Genomic DNA, 16,180 nt, shown 5'->3' on the forward strand with positions numbered 1-16,180 from the left:
CAGCACTTGCCGTGCCACCAGCTTTTGCCTTGATGCCCCCTCTCCTCGCCACCGCCCTGAACCCCCTGGTTAAGTGAAGTGCCGGCCGGCTCGCGCTTGTTGCTGGACCCTATGCTGCAACACAATAGCCCTGAGGCCGGGCGTGGCCTGGCGGTAGGGAGGGGAGCGGGAGCGGGATGAAGGGTCAAACAGGGATGGGCCTCAGGCTCTGCGGATAATGCGGGTGTAAGGGGGCCGGAGGGTGCCTTGCGGATGGATAGCCTCAGCTTAGCGGTGCGAACCGGGGATTCACTCGGCAGTCAGGAGCCGCACTCCGCCGCCGCTGAAGATACCGGACTCCCCGGATAGGGGGGTTGACGCCGAGCGCGAATGGATGGACCCCTTCGGCGGAGCACCCCGGTCGGCAGAGGTAGGCCATCCGGGTGGCGGTAGGGTGACGGTTCCCGACTCGATGTCGCTGGTGTGCGCATACCGGGCCAGTGGGGTGACGGGGCCTATGCGTGCGGCATGGGATAGCGGGTAATGGCGCAGAGGGGAACAGGCGAACAGCGCCGGCAGAACAGGGAGGGGTGGCCACAGCCTTCGGGTGGAGTTGGAGGGCGTTCCGGGTCAGAGCCCGGTGAATAAGGCCCAATGGCAAGGCAATTCCGTTTGCCTTGGTTGCGGAGTCAGGTTATCTGCGAAGGATTACTGGTAGGTCATGATAAAGTCGGCGGAGGCATCGAACTCACCCGGCACCGCCTTGCCACCTTGAGCCACGGTACTGATCACCTTGGCGCCAAACTTCAGGTGGTTGTCGCCATTGACCAGGCTGGCCACCTTGGTCGGGGTGCCGAGCACGATCTCTTCCCCGCTTTGCTTGTTGACCAGGGAGATGGCGCCACCGGAGCCGCCGCCGTTAAGGGCTAGGCTCTTTTTGGCGGTGTCGGCCGGGATGCCGTTGAAGGTGACGGTGGCGTCGCTGGCGGTGGCGAAGTCACAGTCTTCCAGGTGGATCTCGAACGGGCGCAGCGGCGTGGCGCCCTGCTTGTTCAGCAGCACGTTGGCGATCTCCCCCATCTGGACGGTCTGGTCCACGCTCTCCGGGGCGATGGAGCAGGGGGCGTCGATAATGGCGCCGATAAACCTGACGGTGCCGTGCCCCTGATCCACGGGCGGCGTGTCGGTGGTTGGTGGGGTTTCTTCGGCAAAGGCGGCACCTGTGCTCAGGGCGAGGGAGAGGGCGAGGGCCGACAGGCCCCAGCGGGCGGAATTTATGGGTTTCATATCGCTTACCTTGTTTCGTTTCATTGAGAGTATGCATAACGACAGCAGGCCGGTCAGTCAGGAGAAAGGGAGCCCTTTGTTGGTTCAAACCGACTCACTCGGTGCTGTCGACCAAGGCATGCTACCCCCTGTAGCCGCATGCTCCCAGTTATGAAAAATTTCTTTTAAATCACTTTTATATCAATGTTTTAGAGTCTTATTTTGGTATGCAGGGGGGCCTTACGTCTGTTCGCCGCCAGGACAGCGGGTTGGAAGACACACCGGGAGGTTCCAGATCCCGTTCCGCTGGGCGACAGTCTTATCCACGGCACATGTCTCGCTCGCTTTTAGCTGACGACTGCAGGTGGGGGGCGCTTGCATGGTCTTTTTCTCTTGTTCGGGCGTTTCTGCACCGGACGACGAAAAGGTTTTTCGGTTACCTGGTCGGCGGGTTAGGCAGACGATAGTCGCCCATCGCCGTTGCTGGTATTTCCGAGGGTTTGGTGGCCCACCTGGCAGGCGGTAGGGACCGTGGTAACCTCCCCACTGACATCCTAACTTAGCAGCGGCCACTTCTAACCTTGTTGCTGAACCTACTCTTCTCCGGTCATCGTCCGGATGGGGATCCGATGCATATCCAAATGAGATCTTGGCAGGCGGCCGTGTTCAGGATTGTTTTCCATCAGGTTTGTCGTATGGGAGAGTCTTGTACACATCAGCTCCGCCTTCAGGTCAGGGGCGGGGGTCGCCGATGTTCCTGCCTGCGTGCCAATTTCCTGTATTGACGAGATTTTGCCCCTCGCCCCCCGAGCCCCCAGTAACGCGTAATCCATTCTGCCGGTTCACATGGCATCAACCAGGATCGTGGCTGCCATAGAGAACTGGCCTGTCGCACCTTCGTTGGGCGACGCAACCGCCTTTATGGCTAGGTTCGCCGTGCCGGCCTGCTTGGGGTGATAGACCTTCGGCATTGTGCCCCCGTCTACGGTCAGGTCAATGCGCACCTGCTTGTTGCTCACGGACGACCCACCCGTGGCGAGGCGGATATTGAAATCCGCGGACCCGGAACACTTTATTGGTAGGTTGACGCCAGCGGATGTTGGACCGGGCCCGAACGTACCGAAATCGATGTTCAGGTTCGGAGCGGTGAAGACGCATGTTGGCCCGCCGAGATCTACCCTCCGGCACCTGTGGTTGGGCGGAAAAACGTTCGGTTCGTAGTCCCCTGGAACCACCCGCCGTGTTGTGTCATCAGTTAGGATGAAATCAGAGCACTCGAAGTCTGGATACGTGGGGCACAGCCCTATGAATTTGTTAACGTGATATACGGTCTTTGTACCTAACTTGGGAGTAGGTGTGCCGAACACGGCCTTGTTAACCTGCGCGAGCCGGTCGGCCCCCGATCCAGTTAGTTTGACAGGGGGTACCCCCCCCGCGTCATTACCCGTCGCCAACCACATGGCAGGGGTAGGGGGGGTTCCCTGTGTCCCCATCATTTTCGCACCGTGGGCCCAATACGAGTAGTTTTCCAGCGGGATGAGCACACTGCTGTCGAATTCCTCTGCCTGCGCGGTCACGATCCCAGTCCACGAGCAGGAGGTTTGGCCGGATTGGCTTGACATATACGCTACAGGAGCGATTACGGTGCCCGCGAGGGCAGCTGTGCTGCACGAGAAAGCGGCCGCTGCTGCTATCGCTCCCCATGCTTTCGTCTTCTTCGTGATCCTAGGTTTGTGGGTCATGTCGGTTTTGCCTTGGGCCGTTTGTAGGGCTGGTTTCGGTACGTGGTCGGCGAATGAACCAGGTCGTCGCCACGGCATAAAATACCCCCGCACCCTGCGTTGGCACTCAGTTTCCGAGTTGCCGGCACGCAGGGTCTGCTCATAAAGCCGCAGGGACTTGGTTCGATAGCGTTGCAGGGCATTGGGGGCGATGCCGACCCGTCCCGCTGTGGTATACCAGCCCCCCAGCCAGTCGATGCCGCGATCCAGGCGGCCAATCCAGGTCTTGGCGGGGTGCTGGCTAAAGCCGTCGGCGGCCAGATAGCCATTGAGACGGCGCACGGCATCGCGCAGGCGCCAGCGGGTGCGGGCCAGCACGATAAAGTCGTCCATATAGCGGGCGTAATAGAGCTCCCCCCTGGCGGCAAAGTCGGCATCGATATGCCACAGCAGGCTGGCGCCGATCAGCGGGCTCAGCGCGCAGCCGCGGCTGATCCCCCCGCCGGGGGTATGAAACTCGCCGCCGCACTCGACGCTGTAATAGAGGTATTGGCGCATCAGCTCGCGGCAGACGGGGCAAGGCAGCGGCGCCACCAGCCGGCTGAGCACCCGAGCCCGGTCGATATGCTGGTAGTAGCCGCGAATATCGGTGCGCAGCACATAGGGGTGGCTGCCCCCGGCCCCTTGCAAAAAGTCGTGCAGCCGGCGACGGGAGGCCACTACCCCCATGCCGCGACCATGTTCGCAGGCCGGGTGCCAGGGGAGCCGCGGGGCGACCCGCAGCGCCACCCATTTCAGCACCAGCGCATCTTCTGCCGACCAGATGGCGTGGCCCCCCAGCAGCTGCATGGGGCTGAGCCGATAGTGTCCCGCCATCACCCGGGCAAACAGGGTGGCCGAGCGCGCTGGCCAGTGAAAGCGCAGGTGCCAGATATCGGCGTTGGCCGGGTAGTGGCGCCGCCGCTGGCAGAGCCACTGATAGGCCAGTTGCCAGGCCTGCGCCGGTGCGAGTTCGGGATAGCGGCTATTCATAGGTCAGCTTGAGGGTCGACTGGGCGCTGAAGGTGCCGGGGGTGAGCTTTTTCTCCCCCGATTTCAGCAGCGCGACGTAGACCCCGAAATCGAGCTGGTTCTTGCCGGTTTGCAGGGTCTGCTTGCTGCTGGCCTGACCCAGCGGCAGATCCTTGGGGCTATCCTTGCCCTGGACTATGCCGAGGGCGATGCCGGCGGCGGCGCTGCCCTTGGCCAGGCTCAGCAGGTTCTTGTCCTCGCTGGAGGCGGTGCCGCTGAAGGTGACCTTGACCCCCTTGGCCACCGAGGGATCGCACTCTTCCAGGTGCAGCACAAACCCCTTGGGTTTGGAGCGTTTGTCCCGCAGCAGATCCTTGTTGACCACGGTACCCAGATCCAGGCTGATGTTCGCATCCGCCGGGGGGATGGTGCAGGGCACCGAGACCAGGGTGCCGGTGATGGTCAACTGCACCGAGTCGTAGCCGTCAGCCCAGGTGCGGGCCGGCAGCAGCCCCAGCCAGGCGAGGCAGAGCAGGGCCGGCAGGCCGCGGGCCTTGTGGATCATGGGGTTCATCGTTACCTCCTTCAGGCCGCTTTGTCGGCGCTGGTCAGGCTGCAGTGCTGATCGGTGCAGCGAAAGTGGAGCGGGCGGCGCCCGCCGAAGTCATCGACATAGGTGAGGGTCGGCGTGTTGCCGAGCCGGGCGACCCCGAGATTGAGCTCACCCTGGCCGAACGGGGCCAGCATCAGGGGGGTGAAGTCGGCCTGCCCTTCGTCATCGGCCTTGCTGGCGGCATCGACCAGGGTGATGAAGTAGGGGGTGGGGTTCTCTACCCGGTAGTGCCCCTGGGTCGGGGTCAGCTTGAGCTGCTGCTGCCAGGGGGCGACATGGGCCTCCGGCTCCACCACCAGCGACTGCGGCCGGTAGAAGAACTTGATGCGGGTCTGCAGCGCCAGTTGCAGGGAGTTGGGTTTGTCGCTGCGCGGCGGGATCTCCCGCAGGTTGAAGTAGAACAGGCTCTCCCGATCCTGGGGCAGCAGGTGGCTCGCCTGGGTGGCCTGCACTTTCAGCATGCTGTCGGCGCCCGGCTCCAGCCGCTGCACCGGGGGCAGCACCACGAAGGGGCTTGAAATCTTGCGGCCCATGGCATCTTCCATCCAGGCCTGGGCCAGATAGGGCAGCTCCTTGTTGTGGTTGCGGATGTTGAGGCTCTGGGACTTGCTATCCCCGGTGTAGATCACCCGGGTGCGATCCAGGGCCACGGCGGCCTGAGTGGGCAGGGCGGCCACCAGGGCGAAGGCCAGCAGGGCGTGTTGCATCAGTTTCATCGTCGGATCTCGTGTTGGTCAGTAAAACGGGTCTCAGTGACAGCTCAGGGTGGGCAGCTCGTCCTCTGCCGGCAGCGGGTTTGGCAGCACTGCCTGGCAGTGGGCATGGTCGCCCCAGCGGATGAAGATCGGCTCGCCGGCGTGCAGCCCCGCCAGATAGGCCATGCCGTCGTCGCTCAGCATCCCCAGTCGCAACTGCTGTCGGTTCTCCACCACCGCGGCGAAGGGGGGCGTCTTGCCGCTCTGGAGCCGGAAGGCGAGCAGCCGCTTGCCCCCCGCCAGCACATCGAAGTGCTGGTAGCCGATGGCCCCTTCGGTGAGGGTGCGGCTGGCCACGGGGGAGCCGATGGGTTCGACCTCGTCGCCGAGCCGATCCACATCTATGCTGGTGCGCTGCCGGTAGTAGCTGGTGAGATCGGCCACCACCGCCTTGCCGTGGCGATCCGTGGTGGTGACGGGGCCGCCGGCATGGATCGGCACCCCTTCGGCGCCATCGGCATCCACCAGCAGGCGACTGCCCCCCATCATGCCGACCCGGTGCAGGGCGGTGCCCTGCGCGGTGGCGGTGATGCCCCCCTGCACGGAGAGGCCCGCACTCAGGTTTTTGCCGCCGTTCTGCTCGCTGGCATTGACCGACAGCTGCGCCTTGTCGGCGGTATGGGAGTAGAAGCCGCTCAGGCTCTCCCCATGAGGCGAGGTGCTGGCCGAGAGGGAGTAGTTGTTGCGCTCGTCCAGGGTGTTGTAGTAGTTGGCGCTGTGAGTCAGGGTGTCGTTTTGCGACGAGAGGCTGTAACCGAGGTGACTGCCCCCGCCGAGCGGCACCGAGAGGGAGAGGTACATACCGGTATCGGCGTTTTCCCACTGGGTTTGGCGGTAGGCGTTCACCGTCAGCCCCAGGCCGCGCCAATCCTTCACATCGAACTGGTGGGAGAGGGCCAGGCTGATGCGTTCACTGTCCGGCTTCAGCCAGTAGGACTGGTGGGTGTAGTCGAAGTAGGCGCCGATATTCTGGTTGCGAAACTGCTTGCTCAGAATGACCGAGTACATCTCTTTCGAGCCCCCCTGGTAGTAGGCCTGGCTCTCGTCTTTGGCGCTCAGGTAGTCGCTCATGGTCATGAAGTCGCGCTCCGAGAAGCGGTAACCGGCAAACGCCACCTGGCTGTCGTATTTGTCGAAGCTCTTGGAGTAGTTGACCCGATAGGAGCCACCGTGCTTGATGCCCTTCTCGGGCAATTCGGCCCGCGACTCCGTCATGTCGAACGAGATGGCACCAAATTGCAGCAGGTCCCGGCCCGTACCCACAGTTAGCGCGGCATAGCCGTCGCTCACCAGGGCGCCGCCGAAGAGGGACCAGCCATTGTTGACCCCCCAGGAGGCTTCACCGCTGACAAACAGCGGCCCTTCCAGGCTGTGGTCGAGGTTGGAGGGCTTGCCGCTGGCAAACTTGTAGCGTACCGAGCCCGGGCGCGACAGATAGGGGATGGCGGCGGTATTGACCTTGAAGGTTTGCAAGGAGCCATCCTGTTCCTCTACCCGCACGTCCAGCTCGCCGCTGGTGGCCGAGTTGAGATCCTGGATTCGGAAGGGGCCGGCAGCGACCTGGGTCTCGTAGAGAACGCGTCCCCCCTGGCTGATGACCACCTTGGCGTTGGTTTTGGCGATACCGACCACTTCGGGGGCATAGCCACGCAGGTTGGGGGGGAGCATGTTGTCATCCGAGGCTAGCGTGAGCCCGGTGAAGCGGAACGAGTCGAAGATGGAGTTGCCAAGATCCAGCTCTCCCACCATCAGCTTCTCCTCGCGGGAGGGGAGCGGGCGATAGGCGTAGACCCGGGTCACGTCGGCAGAGTGATGCTGGTGGGTCTCTTTCACCTGTTTCGGATGGGTGGGATCCTGAGGTTCATCCTGATCCTGCTGGTCCTCATCCTGAGGCGGTTTCTGGGTATGCCAGCCACGATTGCTCTGATATTGCGCCTGCCAGTCGGCCCGCACGCGCCAGGCACCATAGTTGGCCCCCAGCACGCCGTAGGCACTGGCGTTGGTATTATTCTCCCACTGCTCGGAGCTGGTCGCATGTTGCAGGTTGATGCCGTAATCGAGCATAAAACCGTTGATGCCGTTATCCCAGCGGCTGATGGGTTCCCAGTTGTCGTCTATATATTCCAGGTTGGTTTGCGGAATTGAGATGGTGAGGGTGTAACTGCTGATATCCGGACGCAGCGTGCTCCCTTCCAGCACATCGAGATTGATGCACTGCATGTCGGTATTTGCCTGCAATACTTTTTGCAGGGCGCTCTCCTTGAGGCCGAACTCTTCCAGCAGTGTTTTCGGAATACAACTTATGGACGCGCCATCCGCATCACTTTTCACCGTGATTTCGCGCTCGCCCAGTGAACGATCGTTGATATTTACCTGCATGCTATATTTGCCGGGAACGATATAGCCGACGTGAGTGAATTGTTCGAAGTCGATATTTTCGCGATCGGCTACATCCAGCAAATCGGTATTGAAATCGATGCCGCCGGCAGGGGCGGCCTGAATGGCAAAGGCACCAAGCAAGTTGATTATCAATATTGCAATGCGTTGTTTCATATCAATATCGTCACTGTCTGTAAGGGGCCTGGGCTGAACTGCCTGCCACATGGTTGTGATGATCGACAACCTGTCTAAAAAAACTGCGCTGACGCCGGGTCAGGCGAGATTTTTTATATTCAGAGGGATGAAATGAGAAACTGGCACCACCTGGTTTCCTGGCCGCAAATATCGCCCGGCACAATGATTCCCCCGATTGGCCAGCACATGGTATCGAGCTGGAACCCTCTTTGACCAGTTACAGATAATTCCGGCTTTATCCGTTAATAATCAATGTGTTGAGCTTTACTTTCATCAGGTCTTGGGTCGCCTGAAATCGGGTCTGGCAGGCCATTGCTGGTGGTTTTTAGAACAGTCAGGCAAAGCGTGACGCAGATAATGGGTGGGGAGCCCGGGTTGATATCGCCGGAAAAAGGGCGGAGGGATTATTGGGAGTGAGCAGATCGCGCTGATAGACCATGAGTGATTAACGATAAGCGACACTGAAATATCATGGGGAGATATAGCAGGGCTGATATTGGAAATAGGTGGGCATCCCTGCCCGATATAGCTTCCTTGATATCATCACGCTTGTACTGACTTGATCCCGGTCAGTCGTACTTCTACCCGACGGTCCGGTGCCAGGCATTGAATGCGTTTTGCTTTGGATTTGATGCCATCGCACTGAGTGCCGGTGAGCGAGTCATCTGCACCACGTCCCTCAACCCGGATTTTGCTGGCCGGCAGCCCCTGGGAGACCAGGAAATCAGCCACTGCCCGGGCGCGGGCCTCGGAGAGGCGCTGGTTCACCTTGGCCGAGCCGATGCGGTCGGTATAGCCGATCACGATGGCTTCACCTTCTTTGGGGCGGGCGTTGGCCAGGTCCTGGTATAGCTTGTCCAGGGTCTGCAAGCCCTCTTCCTTCAGGTCTGCCTTGCCAAAGGCAAACAGCACGTCAGAGCTCAGTTCGAAGGTCTTGTCGACCATGACGGGTTCCGGCGCCGGAATGGGGCGCTCTACCGCGACCGGCTCGACATAGCTGGAGCGGAAGGGGTGGTAGACCAGCTCCAGCGTGGTCATGTTCTGGTTGGGTTTGGTGCTGGTGTGGTAGTCACTGCTGTGCAGGTCTGCCACATCAGCGATGTAACGCCAGCGGGCCTGCAGATCCAGCGCATCGGTCAGTTGATAGGTCAGGCCGGCGCCAAACAGGGAGGAGACCTTGGTATCCTTGGTGCCCAGTCCGTCGGTGTGGGCCCAGTAACCACCTGCCTCACCGAACAGACTAAGGTCGCCAGCCAGGGGAACACGGCCGATCAGGGAGAGGGTTCCCCCCTGATTTTCAAAGCGGTTGCCATCGGTGTTGCCACGCCCGGCGTAGATGTAGCCCAGTTCGGCCCCCAGATAGTCGTTAAGGTTGTAACCCGCAAAGGCGTTGGTAGCGGCGGCATCTTCGGTGCCGTTTTCGACACCGCCAATCTTGTTCAGACCCTGAAAGTGGGTGAAGCCGGCACCGGCACCAAAATAGAGATCAGCCGAGTCACCGTTTTCGGTGGCGTTGGCAGAACCGGTACCAAGACCCAGCATCAGACAGCTCACGACAAGGGCAAGCTTCTTTTGTCCAAATAACATAGATGACATCCTCATATTTTAATTTCTCGTTTTATTGCTTTGTTGCAAGCAAATGCCGACGATCAACGCATCGCTCATAATTCACATTGAATCAGAACGGTGCAGATTTGATAATCGCGGGGTGAAACAGTAGCCTGTGAGGTGGAGGAGTCAAATTATTTAAAATTAATATTTGTTATTTCTAAATAACGACAGGGTGATGGCCGTTCCGGTTCGATAAATCATGGTTAATGGCTGAGTTTAAAGGTAATTTTTCATAATTGGAGAGTGTCTTTCATTCTTTATATGATCAACGCTCGATCATTGGACAAATAGAGGTTGATTGTATGAAAAAAATATCAGGCTTGCGTTTGGTCACTGCCTTGACTGTGGCAATGGTATCTGGAGGGTATGCTGCACTTGCCTGTGCAGACGATGATGGCGGTTGGAGTGATTTGGGTCCATCCAGTCCAGCTGCGTCTTCTCCTCAGGATCAGGGTCATGGCACCATCAAGTTTGTGGGTGCCATTATCGATGCCCCCTGCTCAATTGCGCCCGAGAGTGTGGATCAGACAGTACAGATGGGGGAGATCGCCAACTCGCTGCTGAAAAAGCAGGGTTCAACTCCGCTGCGGCCGTTCGAAATCCACCTGGAAGCCTGTGATTTTGCCACCGCAGCCAGTGCGACAGTGACCTTCTCCGGGATTCCATCCGACGATACCAAGCATGCGCTGGCATTGAACGGTGGGGGGTCTGGTGGTGCGATTGCTCTGGTCAACAAGCAGTCAGGGGAAGAGATTGTGTTGGGTACGCCAACCAAGGTGTCCAGTCTGGTCAATGGTGATAACCACCTCAAATTTGGCGCCAAGGTCGTGAGCACGGTGGCTGCAGATGGTAGCAACCCACCCGTGCCGGGTGAGTTCGATGCCGCGGCAGACTTTGTCATGAGCTATCAGTAAGTCATGATCCTGAGCGGGCTGCCCAATTGGGCAGCCCGCTCAGGGGCCATACCAGGCATCGCTCAGTGGTGCTAGCCGATGGCCAGTCACCCATGGCTGTACGGTCAACCAGTTGGCAATTGCTTCCCGATCTTGAGAGGTCAATGAGTCGTTAGCTGCTTGGCACAGGTAACCGCTGAGCTCAGCGTCGGCTCCACCCCCGCCAAAGCTCCAACCTTGTAGTTCGATATAGTCCAGCCATCGATCCAGTGCCTCTTCGAAGTCGACTTGCGCTCGATCTATGGTAAAGGTCAGGTGTAAACCCAACTCCTGAAATTCATCGAGATGCAGTTTTTTGCGCAAGCGGCGGGAGCGTTTTTTATTCAGTTCTGAGGGTTGAAATGTCATGTTGAACCTCTGAATCGTGTTGGTGGCCCATCAGTTGGGGTGAGACCTCCGAGGTGGTGCCAGCATAGGCCGTCGAAGCACACATTCGGTCCAGGTCGCGTCTTGCCACCATGCCCAGGATTTAGGCCGTTGAAGGGATAAGGTCTGATAGTTCGTGGAATTAAGAGGGATTGCAGGACTCATGCTCACAAACTAGTGCAGCTCGATCCACCATGCCAAGCAACAGAAAGGTCAAGCGCCTCTCTTGACTCTCCCAAATATATCGACTCAGTCACCAGCGCACAGGCCTCCGTGTACCTGATGTCTGTGTTGCTGCCTGCAATGGCTGCAGCGATGATTGTAAACGCCAAGCGAGCCCTGTCAGTACCCAGCCACCAGCAAGTCTAAGGTTTACGCACTGATGACGGAGGATCACTTTACCTCTGGTCTGCATGTTCAGTAAGTTGCGATGATCACTTTCAATATTAATATATTACTGATTTTATTTAAGTTTATTGTTTTTGGTAATTTTTTACATGTGTATTTAGACTTTGCGTTTCTGGTAAACGATCCCTGCCATTGATGGGCATCCTAGGGGGGGACCAAATACCTATGGTGCTTTTTATCTATTAGATGTGATGGCTTTTCGTATGTAACGCCGTGCTGTCGAGGGATTCAGATTGTTTTCCCTCGCATACTGGGCAATGGTGATATCTCGATGTTTCGACTGCAGAGCGTAGCGTCTACAGTGGGTCTCCCACTTTTCACTCATGGACCGTCGCTTCAGTTCCAGTCTTGCTGTCTTATGATGCAGCTTATGCGTTTTTATATAGGCCTCTACCGACAGGCCGTTTTCAGCCTGCTCAGATTGGTATTGTTGACGATGACGTTCCCAGAAGCGTCGCCTTAGCTCCGCACTGCCCAGATCCCGAAACTTTACATAGACGAGTCTCAAATCAAGTTTGTATAGCTCTGCGTAGAACTTGATGCTGATACCTTGAAGCAGCACCAGATTGGCAAAGTTCTCCTGATGATTACGCCAGAACACCTTGCGTTCATAGAACCCCATTTCGCTCGGTTTCCTAATGCGGGTTGGGATTCTCGGAGCATAAATTCGGCTTTTCATCGTTCATTGCTTCCTGATACTGCGACTGATTTGGTAGTCCTTGACCGCTGGTGGCCGCTTTCCCTTGTCTTTGGTTTTGGCCAAATAGCTTAAGCGGTAGACAAGCAATCTATGTTCATCCAGGCGATCACGGTGGACGAAGTAAAAGGGATTCATCGGTAGGGCTAGGTAGCCATATGTCCATTCTGCTTTGGCTAACCGGTAGACATTGTCAGAGTGCTTGACCTTTTGTCCGTCCAAAAACAGGGCCAAGTGGTAGTGTTGGGCTGCGGATTTGGCTTTCTCTCTGACCCAGATGTAACCGTGATAACAGGGGCCGTAGTGCTGGATCAGTGTTGATTTGAACTGTCTGCAGAAACGACTGATGGGTTGATTGTTGTCTGTGCCCTGTTGCATTTTAAGCTCCAGGCGGATGGCAAGTAACTTGCTGGTCTTGCTAAAGAATCTTTCCAGTAATCGGAAGATGCCATCCATGATGTCCCGCCTGATACGTATGTTGTTCATGACCGCCCAAGCATGGCCTTGATACTCATAGTTCAGGGGAAGAGTCAAAGAAGAATCGTGATGAATACCGAGCATATATTATCAATATCCTGAAGCAGTGATGGCGGCTGGGTGCAGTTAACCCCCCGCCGATCGTGGACGGGGTGCTTTGCAAGCAGAGACTAGGCCTTGGAGAAAATCGGGGATGATGTGCCAGTTTGTTACATTCGGTGCCAAATAAAGGAGGCTGCTGCCCCCATTTATTCTTCAATCCACTGTTAACAGCGCTTCAATTTGCTGCCTTGTCCACCCCATGATCCGTCCGTTGTTATGTTTGAGCGGTGCCGGGAGCTTGGCCAAAGCGAGCCACCGGTAGATCGTCGTTCTGGAGCACCCCAGCACTCGCTGCAGGTCTTTGTGTTTGAGAATGGGTTGCAGCGTTCCGCTGTCTGCCGCCGCCAACGAACGATAGCTGAAGGGTGATTTGGCCATCACTTGCTCTCCATCAATTCTGCGAGCCATTGTTGGTATACCGACTCTGGCCAGCCGACTGTTTTGCCATGGATCTTGATGGGTTCGGGAAAAACCCCGTCACGAACCCATGCCCACAGAGTGCGGCGATTGCGTCCGACAAGGTCACAAACTGTTGTAATGGAAAGTATTTTTTGAGAATTCATGGTTCACCTCGTCTCATTGGATTTGATGAGTGCATCTTCTCGGAATTATTTTGAGATGTGAGGTGAGTAAAGGCTAAATCACGGTGAGTTAGGTTAACTCACCGTGATGGTCGTTAATTTAACCAATCTCGGATGGTGTTTTTGTCGACATTGGCCAACTGGCTCTGTATTTGATCTCGTGGCCTTGAGCACATCAGCGTTTGAATCGCTTCTGCAATCGCGGTATTCGACCACTCTTCAAACGGCCTGTTAGCCAGAAAGAGAAAGCCTGCCGAGGTGTGCGCACACCGTTTGATAAGCTGCTTGACCAACTCCTTATCAGGACACTGTAGAGCGTGACGCAGCTCGATGACCAGTTGGTGATAGTGAGAGGATGTGAAGGTATCCCGATCAACGGCGATGGTTGCCAGCACGTCATCATGCTCCACCAGCAATTCCGTCAGGAAGATGAGCATTGCATGTTTTTTGGGGGAATATCTGGGGTGTTTGTTGAGGGCTGTAATCCCCGAACGAGATGAATGCCGGGCCGTGTTGCTGAATAGTTGCTTCACGCTCTCATGAGTCAACCACAAGTGCTCGGGAAATACACGGCAATCTGGCACCTCGGGGTTTTTGGCAGAGGTAACTGGCACAATGGAGACCTGAAAGCCATCAATGGGATTGTTGAGGGTGAGCAGATAACCGTGTGTCACAAAGAAGGAGCGGAACTCCACCATCCCGTGAGTTTCCAACTGCTTGGCAAAGCTGTGGCCCACAGTCCAGAGTCCGGAAGCCTTGGCCATCAAGGTTAATGGATAGGTAACCCCGCCGTAACTGAAGCGGTAGAACATGGGGACGCCACCAAACAGTTTGCTTGGACGCACATCATTAAAGTGGAGTCGTGCCAGCCCAAATTCACCCTGAGTGATCTTCAGCGTCGCATTGACCAACCGGTCCTGAGCTCCCATCTGCTTGTCGAAGGCATCATTTGGCTGTGCTGGGTCCAGGTTGCGTACGATGACGGCACATTCTGACTCTTCTAGCATCAAATAGAGCGTGGTCTTCTGATTGGCTGCCCAATGGATTATGTCTTCTACCTTGCAACCCAGTTCGCTGGCTGCCTTGGTAATCTTGAGGTAGTCGGTGTCCGGTAAATTGCATCTCTTCATAGTTATTGATGTCGCCATGCAGCCTTATTTAAGTGGATGATATTGCTGCTGGCGGTAGAGTTCCAGATTATTGACTGCCATAACTCGAGGGTGGCTTTTTGTTCTGATAGCCGGTGGTCGTGAATATAATGACTCATGACTCCCTTTAGACTATGGCCGGCAATGATTTCGATCACATGTGGGGCGATCCCAGCAGCTGTGAGATGGGTTGCAAGAGAGCGTCGTAAATCGTGGAAGGTCCAGAAAGGGCTATGTCCAAGTCTTACTGACAACTTGTGGCCGTAGGTCGCCACCGTGCTCACTTTCTTGAGCTGGCCGAGAAGATAGGGCGTTTTGTTCTTTTTTGCGGTTGCGATAAGTTCGGCGAGCATCGGTTTGAGTCGCTCAGGTATGGCGCGGACAATTTTGTGGTCCGTTTTTGAATGTTCGATAGGAACGGTCCATATCCCTGCGGCTAGATCCCACTCTGTTATATGGGATTCCCGCACTTCACGTGTTCTTGCTCCGAAAGATAGTAGCAAGAGAGATAGTGCACGATAGTAGGTGTTGGAGGAGGGGCTTTGGATCCATTCCATCAGAGCGTGGATTTCTGCAAGACTCAGAACGCGATCCCTTTTTCCACCCCGTTTACCTACATCTGCAATAGTCAGGTCATTGAGTACATTCGAGACGGCATAGCATCGAACACGGCAATACTTCAGCGCCTGTTTGGAGATCTGGAAGAGCATGCCAGCGGTAACAGGTACCTGCTTGTTGGATTCATCAAAAGCCACCAGCCAGTGTCTGGTCTCACAATCGATGAGTGGGAGATAGCCTATCTTGGGAAAGATCCATTTTTGGAATTGTTGCCGGATCTTTGGGGCATTCTTTCTGTTTTTAGCTGCGTAGTTATCCAGCCAATAACAAATCGCATCTTCTACCGTGACTGGTTTCAGTCGTTCTTCTTTGGCCAGTTTGAGCATCAACGCTGGATTGTGGCCGGCCGCTAGCCATCCTTTACATTGCTCGGTTTTCCTGCGGGCTTCTTCAATATCGATCCCTGCGCTGTTGTTGGTGAACTTCCCCAAGGTCACTTCCAGATTTTTCCCATTAAAGCGATAGCGGAAAACAAAGCTGACTGACCCGCTTGGATGCCAGAAGGCATTCAGTCCATCGCCGCGATCCACTTTACGGATGGGCTTCTTGCCGCCGTGGGGGGTGCCAAGCATTTTCCTGAGTGCAGTGACCACTAATGCCATTTTATCCCCCCACAAAACCCCATAAAAAACCCCACATATGTATCCCTAACTGGTATCACCTCCCATCACCTGATGGGACATGAATTCTCAGTGGGCCTTATATATCATGGGGCTTTTGTAGGCAAGGCGGGTTTTAATTGGACGTAACGAAACGTCAGTTGAGTTCTTCGATGGAGAACTCGCCAGCGATACCATCACAGGAGATGGCGAAACCGCCGCTGAAGCGGGTGCTGAACTGGATCAGAAACGCATCATTGTCGTGCTCTTGCACAGGCAGGTTGATGGGCTTGCTGCGACGCAGGGGCTTGTGTGTTTGTACTGCTTTCATCATGGTATTTCTCTATATAAATTAGGTGTTTGCTCCTTGTATTGGCAAATGTCAGGTCAATGGGCGCGGTCGATTGGGTGAACGACAAGCGCGCAGGAATACCCAGCCCGGTTAAAGGGCGTCTGCACTTTCAAGGAATATGCTGATGCATAAATCAAATTGGGTGGGCAGATCGGGTCTGCACCGTGAGAGCCGGGCAACGCAGGCAGACAGCCTGACGGTTCTCAAGGCGAGTAAATCAGAAGGAGGTTATGCGGGTACTGGCAGGATTCATCGTGAGGTGAAGCATTGCAGGATAAACATAAACAGGGCTGATTAACTAGCCGGCGCGCATTCTCTCCTCGAAATGAATAAAAAGCAAACAATAATT

At 56.5% G+C, this 16,180-nt stretch carries 15 protein-coding genes; 1 reads left to right on the forward strand and 14 read right to left on the reverse strand.

The window, feature by feature from the left end; translation table 11 throughout:
* Nucleotides 1-687: 687 nt before the first annotated feature.
* The 6 genes from G5221_RS08860 to G5221_RS08885 form a co-directional block, all read right to left on the reverse strand.
* A complete protein-coding gene (locus G5221_RS08860) occupies nt 688-1,266 on the reverse strand; it encodes a fimbrial protein (protein WP_421263116.1) in 579 nt (192 codons plus the stop codon).
* Between the two features lie 821 nt (nt 1,267-2,087).
* Nucleotides 2,088-3,998: a reverse transcriptase domain-containing protein gene (locus G5221_RS08865; protein WP_421263117.1), complete on the reverse strand. Its 1,911-nt coding sequence runs from the start codon at nt 3,996-3,998 to the stop codon at nt 2,088-2,090.
* Nucleotides 3,991-4,551: a fimbrial protein gene (locus G5221_RS08870; protein WP_421263118.1), complete on the reverse strand. Its 561-nt coding sequence runs from the start codon at nt 4,549-4,551 to the stop codon at nt 3,991-3,993. The genes G5221_RS08865 and G5221_RS08870 overlap by 8 nt, the downstream gene beginning before the upstream one ends.
* A gap of 11 nt (nt 4,552-4,562) precedes the next feature.
* The gene (locus G5221_RS08875) at nt 4,563-5,306 is read right to left on the reverse strand and encodes a fimbria/pilus periplasmic chaperone (RefSeq protein ID WP_411610927.1); all 744 of its coding nucleotides are present in this window, start codon (nt 5,304-5,306) and stop codon (nt 4,563-4,565) included.
* Nucleotides 5,307-5,339: 33 nt separating this feature from the next.
* Complete coding sequence (locus G5221_RS08880; protein ID WP_421263119.1) at nt 5,340-7,898, reverse strand: fimbria/pilus outer membrane usher protein; 2,559 nt, start codon at nt 7,896-7,898, stop codon at nt 5,340-5,342.
* A gap of 564 nt (nt 7,899-8,462) precedes the next feature.
* Complete coding sequence (locus G5221_RS08885) at nt 8,463-9,506, reverse strand: OmpA family protein (RefSeq protein ID WP_421205563.1); 1,044 nt, start codon at nt 9,504-9,506, stop codon at nt 8,463-8,465.
* Nucleotides 9,507-9,832: 326 nt separating this feature from the next.
* Here G5221_RS08885 and G5221_RS08890 point away from each other — a divergent pair, with 326 nt between their 5' ends.
* Entirely contained in the window at nt 9,833-10,444 is a 612-nt protein-coding gene (locus G5221_RS08890) for a fimbrial protein (protein ID WP_421205561.1), read from the forward strand.
* Nucleotides 10,445-10,483: 39 nt separating this feature from the next.
* On the opposite strand, the gene G5221_RS08895 is transcribed toward G5221_RS08890, so the two are convergent.
* From G5221_RS08895 to G5221_RS08930, 8 genes are all read right to left on the reverse strand, one after another.
* Entirely contained in the window at nt 10,484-10,831 is a 348-nt protein-coding gene (locus G5221_RS08895) for a 50S ribosome-binding protein YggL (RefSeq protein ID WP_421254358.1), read from the reverse strand.
* A gap of 601 nt (nt 10,832-11,432) precedes the next feature.
* Complete coding sequence (locus tag G5221_RS08900; protein WP_421208865.1) at nt 11,433-11,936, reverse strand: hypothetical protein; 504 nt, start codon at nt 11,934-11,936, stop codon at nt 11,433-11,435.
* A gap of 3 nt (nt 11,937-11,939) precedes the next feature.
* On the reverse strand, nt 11,940-12,515 hold the full coding sequence (locus G5221_RS08905) for a YagK/YfjJ domain-containing protein (protein WP_421263120.1): 576 nt from the start codon (nt 12,513-12,515) through the stop codon (nt 11,940-11,942).
* 171 nt (nt 12,516-12,686) lie between these two features.
* The gene (locus G5221_RS08910) at nt 12,687-12,911 is read right to left on the reverse strand and encodes a helix-turn-helix transcriptional regulator (protein ID WP_421263121.1); all 225 of its coding nucleotides are present in this window, start codon (nt 12,909-12,911) and stop codon (nt 12,687-12,689) included.
* Nucleotides 12,911-13,096, reverse strand: a complete 186-nt coding sequence (locus tag G5221_RS08915) for a helix-turn-helix transcriptional regulator (RefSeq protein ID WP_421205554.1) — start codon at nt 13,094-13,096, stop codon at nt 12,911-12,913. Before G5221_RS08915 ends, G5221_RS08910 begins: the two co-directional genes overlap by 1 nt.
* Nucleotides 13,097-13,209: 113 nt before the next feature.
* Entirely contained in the window at nt 13,210-14,244 is a 1,035-nt protein-coding gene (locus G5221_RS08920) for a hypothetical protein (protein ID WP_421205553.1), read from the reverse strand.
* 2 nt (nt 14,245-14,246) lie between these two features.
* Nucleotides 14,247-15,482 (reverse strand): tyrosine-type recombinase/integrase, encoded by a 1,236-nt coding sequence (locus G5221_RS08925; RefSeq protein WP_421263122.1) that lies wholly within the window; start codon nt 15,480-15,482, stop codon nt 14,247-14,249.
* 154 nt (nt 15,483-15,636) lie between these two features.
* Nucleotides 15,637-15,813, reverse strand: coding sequence for a hypothetical protein (locus G5221_RS08930; RefSeq protein ID WP_118854342.1), 177 nt, complete (start codon nt 15,811-15,813; stop codon nt 15,637-15,639).
* Between the last annotated feature and the right edge of the window lie 367 nt (nt 15,814-16,180).

Source organism: Aeromonas sp. 602200 (genome assembly GCF_049173895.1).
GTDB lineage: Bacteria > Pseudomonadota > Gammaproteobacteria > Enterobacterales > Aeromonadaceae > Aeromonas > Aeromonas veronii_A.